Below are 5786 nucleotides of genomic sequence, written 5' to 3'. Positions count from 1 at the left end.
CGGCAAGGTGTTTTATCTTTTCTAACTGTTTTAAGACCTCATTAGCTTGAGCGTTGTCTGAAAAATTAGCTAGCTTTGTGTTGGTGTGGATGTATAAGATTTTTGCGTTTTGCTTACCAAATAGATGTTGCAAGGCTTTAGCGTTTGATTTTTTATCAAATATACCAACGATTATATTGTTTATTGGCTTTTCGTAAAGCGGATGATAACCAAGCTTTTTTAAGTCACGCTCAATATAGCATATATCTAAAGGCGTTAGATTGCTAGCATCTACAAGTAGATAATATCCACTACCAAGCCCAAGAGATGCTATATAATCTTTTTTTGTTTTATATGTATTTTGCAAAAATGGGTTATTGTATATGTGGTTTATACATCTAATTATCTTTTCTTGAGAAGATGTTTGAGCTTTTGCCATAATAGTGGATAATAAAACTAAGCTAATGATAAAGTTAAGCTTTTTCATGAATCCTCCCTAAAAGTGGCTTTTTAATCTTTCATCAAAGGTGTCAAACACTGGATAATAAGGCGTATCTTGGCTTTTAGTGTTGTAATTGTAAATGGTGGCGTTCATGAAATGCCCCACAGCCATTCCCAGACAAAAAGCAATTGGGACTGGAACGCTTAAAAATATATGAAGTTTTTTATATCTATCTTTTAGCATGTTTAAAGCGCTGTATATCTCTCTTACTATCTCAGACCACAAGTTTAACAAGGTAAAAAAGTTTTCTTCATTCTTTTTTGGTATTGGAATGTTTCCTTTTAGGTCTTTTGCCTCTATTAAGAATATGTCTAAGTTTTTATTTTCTGAAAATCTCAATACATCACCCAAAGGGCTATGGCTTGCAAAGTATATTACAACGCCTACCTCTTCTTGGTTTGCACTCTTTATATTTTCTAATTTTAAAAGCTCTAAATTTTCCTTAATATGCTTTATCCTTCTTAGTTTATCCTCATCTGATAGATCAAGGACCATATTATAAGTGTCTGCTTGATAATGGTACACAACCACCGGTTTTCTTGAGCCAAACTTTACTCCAAGCCCAAAAACCAGCGAAGAGATAGATCCTACAAAATGGATTACCCTCTTTCTAGAGCCTACTTTATCGTATATATTTTTTAACTTGCTTTCAAACTCTAAAACAGCTTTTATCCAAGGGTTTTCTTTGCTTAACTCTTCTTCGGTAACAGGTGGCAAAGATTCTGTGGTAAGTATCAAATCCTCTTTGTCTATATTAAAAAACTTTGATAGTTTTTCTAAGGAGAAAAATTTTATCTGTTCTTTCATAGCGTTTTCAAGCTTTTCTAAAGAGTTTAAAGCCTCATCAAGACCTCTATTTATATTTATAAAAGGTATATCTATAGGACCCTCTCCAAGATAGTATAAAAGCTCTTCAACATTGGATACATCTTCATAGGTTATTAGCTTTAATTGAGCGTCCTGTGCTATCTTTTTCTTTTGGTCTAAATAGTTTACTTTCAGAATATCTTCACTTTCTTTTACATCCCCTGTAAATGCAAATTTCTTAAGAGTCTCTTCTTTTAAAAACAAAGCGCTTAAAAGCGCCAACGTAAAAGAGCTTCCTTTAAAATTGCTATCAAACATTACAAAGAAGTCTTTGTTGGGATATCTTTTTTTAAATATTTTTCTTACAGCCTCAACCCCTTCCTTGTGATTAAGAGAGTTAGTATGCGGTAGAGTTGTAGACCGTGGCAGACTTGTAGGGCGTGGTAGACTTGTGGTGGCTATGCCATCATCAAATATAAAAACTATTGCTTTGCAAAGTCTACCATCTTGCAAAGATATGCTTGGAAAATAAGCAATTTTAGGCTTTTCATAAAAAATGTGCTCTAATATACTTTTTGGGATGCCAGTAGCCTCTTCTAGCTTATCATAGTTTATATTGTCTTGATTTTTTCTTAAGAACTCGTAAAAAGCGTAAAAAAGCTCGTCGTCTTTTTGTTCTTTTATAATATCGTATATTTCTTCTATATCCTCAGATCTTAAAGAACCATCCAGTATACAATTTATTGCTGTTTGCCTGTTTTTTTCATAAAGGCGTTTGAAGCTCATTGGATTACCTCTATAGATATTTTTTTAGCAAACTCTTCCAAGTCTATATTTTCTACATCATCGCTTGGTTGTATGTATATAGTATCTGGAAGTTCTTCTATCTTGTAATCTTCTCCTAAAATCCTTAAAACTACACTCTTGTTTAAAAGCTCTTCTTCTAAAATATGCATTACTATTAATTTGTTTTCTACATCTTTCTCAAGTACAAAAGCATCTCCTCTAGCGGTAGTTTTCTCAACACTAGCCGCAAGGGCAAACTTTATATCATCGTGTTTTGTAGTATCTACGGATATAACATTGTCCCAATTTTCATCTTCTTCAAAAATAAAGAATTTGTATTCTCTTACAATTTCACTTTCTTTCTTGTGAAAGAGTTGCTGATAAGAGGTAGGGTTTACAGAGTAAACACCTCTTTTTTCTAAAGGCAGTTCCTCTAACAGGCCACTTTTATAACTCTTTATAATTTCCATATCCTCTTCTAAGATTTTCCCTATAAAAACAGAGTTTTTTATATCGTCTTCTTTTAAATAAAAGTTATTCCAAATCTCTATAGCGAGCGTTTCACCGTTTACACTTATTATGTAGTCTTCATGATTTGTTAGTTCTATCCATGTTGTGGCTTTTAAAACCTCGAAAATACCCTCTTCAAACACTTCGTATACAACGTAATAGATGGGTATATGATTTTTGAAGGTGAGATATATATTGCCTTTATCTACGGTTATTCTATCTTGTTTTGGTACAATTGCTGGCTTTTTAAACATATCTATGAGTTCTTCGTCCTTTTCTGTTAAATTAATATCTATATTATCATTCTCCTCATAAGGTTTATTTTCTATTTCATCTAAGTATGACTGAAAAATTGCTTCTATGATTCTCATTTTAAAACCTCTCTACACTTCTTATAAGCTATATATTGAAGACAAAGCCCTACGGCTTCTTCGGAAAAATTGTTTTCTTGCACAATCTGCGAAAGCTTTTTCTTTAGTCTTTCCACTCTTTTATACAAAGCATCTTTAGAAATATCCTTAAATAGGGTTTTCTCCATCTTATTTTTCTCATCATCTTTGTTTTCCAACATATAGCAAAGCAACTTAAAATCCTCTTCTCTTAAATTACTCTCAAACTCCATCATAACTTCCTTTGCCTCCAACCTAGCAATCACGTCAACAGCCTCAACCCTGAAGCGTTCTTCATCTGGTTTAATACCCTCATCTTCATACCTACTATCTATATATATGTTATCTATGGGATTTTTTGACATTGATAAAATAGCATCTTTAAGTATATTTTTTATCATAGTTCTTACATAAGAGGCTAAGCCTTCTTCTTTTGCTTCAAATATTTTTAATATGTGCTCTCTTTTCTCGTAAAGCCTTAAAACAACCTCAGAAAACAAGTCCTCTTCTTTGTCTTTTAGATTGTAATAAAAGCTTTTATTTATCTGTTTGGTGAAAATATTTCTTATAATGATATAACCTCTTTTATTACCCTCAAGCAAGAAAAGATAGATTTCCTTGTGAGCACTCATAAAATATCTCCTCTATTTTTTATTTTTTTCAAAATATGAGAAATCCCTTCTTCACAGTTGCCACATATTGCTAAGTACCCATCTTTTCTAAGATGTTCCAAAGTCATTATATCTATGTTGAAGAAAACTCTAAGCTTTTTGGTTTTTGTTTCTTTGTTAAAAAGATATATTCCTTTTGTCCTTAAATCCAAACCAAAACATTTCTTCCTGTTATTAGAAAGTGAGCATCCAAGGTCTTCTATTTTTATTATCCTTCGTTTTTCAAACTGATGTATATCAGCGTGATAAAAAAACGTACTAAAGGCTGCCAAAGTCACCAACGAGTCTTTGATATCCACTATTATCAACGGCCTGCACTTTGTGGGACTTACATTTTTATTTGATGAAGCTAGCAAAAATCCCGCCTCATCTCTAAATTTCAAGATATTTACAACCACAATGTCCCCTTTTTTAAACTCTTTACTTTTAATTTTATCTAAATGTTCTGTTTCAAATATTTTTGAGATAATCTTTCTAAGAAAAGAAATCATATAAAACCTCACCAATCACTATACCAAAGATTATATACCATTGATAGTTGATTTACATAAGTTTATTTCGTTTATAAGCTTTTAAACAAAAACATGTGTAATGTAAAAAGTTTTAACTATTCAATTGTTTAGATATCTATTTAAGTTGATGTGGTCTATCTTATTGTACAGTTCTTCTATGTTTTTAAACAACTCTAAAATACTTTCTTCACCACTAAGATAATGGTTTGCCTCACCAGCTAGTCCACCTTCTATCTGTGTACCATGAACAACCTTGTTTCTTATTTTTTGAAACAACCTAAAATAATCACAAAAATATTTAAAATTATCATCTTTTAACTTGCTTCTACAAGCTTCATTTAACCTTTCCGATATTGCTTCTCTTTCTTTGTAATTCATAACATTGGTATACCCAGCCTTTTTAGCTATTTTTAGCATAATAGCCTCATACATCAAAACAATCGCTTTGAAATACTGGCTCTTGCTGGCAAAAAATTTAGCCCTCTCAAACATTCTATCTTCAACGCTGTCTTTGTCCCAGGCTTTTAATGTATCCAAAATATAATTGTGTATTTTCTCATACTTTCCATTTGAAGATAACAAGGCTCTTAGTTCTTGTCTTGGTTGGTCGTTTGTCTCTATTTTAAAATAAGCTTTCTTAGCTTTTTCCCGTATATCTCTTTCATCTGTGATTTGATAGAAATACTCTCTAAAATTGCCAGTCAGTTGGAAAATAGATAGGGCTTCCGATAAGCCTATAAGCTCTTCTAAGATATCAAGCTTAAACACAGGCTTTTCACTTCCAGCAGAGACCCCTTCAAAAAACCCATACAAAATCTCTATGCTTGAATTGTTTAAATGCCTCAAGATCATAGAGGCTAAAAGAATTATATATGGCATATACCTATAGGAGTGCGTTATATCAATTATTACCTTCTCGTAAGGCTTATCTAAAGCTTTTTCTAAGAAATGTTTTGCCACAATATCTTGCGGTGGCGGATCCTCTTCGTAAAGTATGGGAAATATATTTAATCCCATGTAATCTTTAAAAAGTTCTATTATCCTTTCTATTACATTTGGATTTATCCCTTTTTCTGCTTCTTCATACAAAGCTAAACTCTCTTCGGTTTCCGGAATGATTTCTAATAGCTCAGACCACGTCGAACCTTTGGTACCTATCACCATCATATCTGGCTTATAACCATATTTTAGAAGATAATTAAGAGCTGCCATTCCAAAAAATGTACTCTCATGAGTCTCACCAGTGGGAAACTTGTAAGCTGTTTTTTGATATTTCCTACTACCAGTTTTATCCTCTCTAGCTTTTCCTATAAAACTTACAAGAAGCGTTTCCATTTTATATCCTTCCCAGCTATAATTATACCACAGCATCACAACATTACCCCAACCTCATGAAGTTTATGGCCGTAAGTTGCTGTATGTAAATGTCAAAAAACCTAGTATAACTATCTTCTATTTCTTCTTTAGGCTCTTGGATAAAGCCTAAAACATAGCCTTGATACAACTTTAAAGTTCTTTATATCCTCTAGTGTTATAATCTTCCTATGAACGAAAAAGAAAACTTACCAGGACATTTAAAAGACAAAAGAGATGGACCCAGAGAAGGTGGAGGCTATAAGAAAAGACATAG

General features: G+C 32.4%; 6 protein-coding genes. All 6 read right to left on the bottom strand.

Going from position 1 to position 5786, the window contains the following annotated elements:
- Positions 1-466, bottom strand: a 466-nt coding sequence (locus ACP5S8_RS07575) for a hypothetical protein (RefSeq protein WP_461876350.1), incomplete at its 3' end; no start/stop codon positions are given.
- A gap of 9 nt (positions 467-475) precedes the next feature.
- A complete protein-coding gene (locus ACP5S8_RS07570) occupies positions 476-2074 on the bottom strand; it encodes an SAVED domain-containing protein (RefSeq protein ID WP_461876349.1) in 1599 nt (532 codons plus the stop codon).
- A complete protein-coding gene (locus ACP5S8_RS07565; protein WP_461876348.1) occupies positions 2071-2955 on the bottom strand; it encodes a hypothetical protein in 885 nt (294 codons plus the stop codon). Before ACP5S8_RS07565 ends, ACP5S8_RS07570 begins: the two co-directional genes overlap by 4 nt.
- The gene (locus tag ACP5S8_RS07560; RefSeq protein ID WP_461876347.1) at positions 2952-3605 is read right to left on the bottom strand and encodes a hypothetical protein; all 654 of its coding nucleotides are present in this window, start codon (positions 3603-3605) and stop codon (positions 2952-2954) included. The genes ACP5S8_RS07565 and ACP5S8_RS07560 overlap by 4 nt, the downstream gene beginning before the upstream one ends.
- On the bottom strand, positions 3602-4135 hold the full coding sequence (locus tag ACP5S8_RS07555; RefSeq protein WP_461876346.1) for a hypothetical protein: 534 nt from the start codon (positions 4133-4135) through the stop codon (positions 3602-3604). The genes ACP5S8_RS07560 and ACP5S8_RS07555 overlap by 4 nt, the downstream gene beginning before the upstream one ends.
- A gap of 120 nt (positions 4136-4255) precedes the next feature.
- Complete coding sequence (gene csx2, locus ACP5S8_RS07550; RefSeq protein WP_461876345.1) at positions 4256-5491, bottom strand: TIGR02221 family CRISPR-associated protein; 1236 nt, start codon at positions 5489-5491, stop codon at positions 4256-4258.
- Between the last annotated feature and the right edge of the window lie 295 nt (positions 5492-5786).

Origin of the sequence: Hydrogenobaculum sp., assembly GCF_049967395.1 — a bacterium.
GTDB lineage: Bacteria > Aquificota > Aquificia > Aquificales > Aquificaceae > Hydrogenobaculum.
Note: the sequence above shows the minus strand (reverse complement) of the source record. Positions and strands in the feature narration are given on the sequence as shown.

What these genes read in the sequence shown, in the direction of transcription:
- ACP5S8_RS07555 (WP_461876346.1), bottom strand. Translation starts at nt 4,135, where the DNA reads ATGATTTCTTTTCTTAGAAAGATTATCTCAAAAATATTTGAAACAGAA.
- ACP5S8_RS07565 (WP_461876348.1), bottom strand. Translation starts at nt 2,955, where the DNA reads ATGAGAATCATAGAAGCAATTTTTCAGTCATACTTAGATGAAATAGAA.
- csx2 (WP_461876345.1), bottom strand. Translation starts at nt 5,491, where the DNA reads ATGGAAACGCTTCTTGTAAGTTTTATAGGAAAAGCTAGAGAGGATAAA.
- ACP5S8_RS07560 (WP_461876347.1), bottom strand. Translation starts at nt 3,605, where the DNA reads ATGAGTGCTCACAAGGAAATCTATCTTTTCTTGCTTGAGGGTAATAAA.
- ACP5S8_RS07570 (WP_461876349.1), bottom strand. Translation starts at nt 2,074, where the DNA reads ATGAGCTTCAAACGCCTTTATGAAAAAAACAGGCAAACAGCAATAAAT.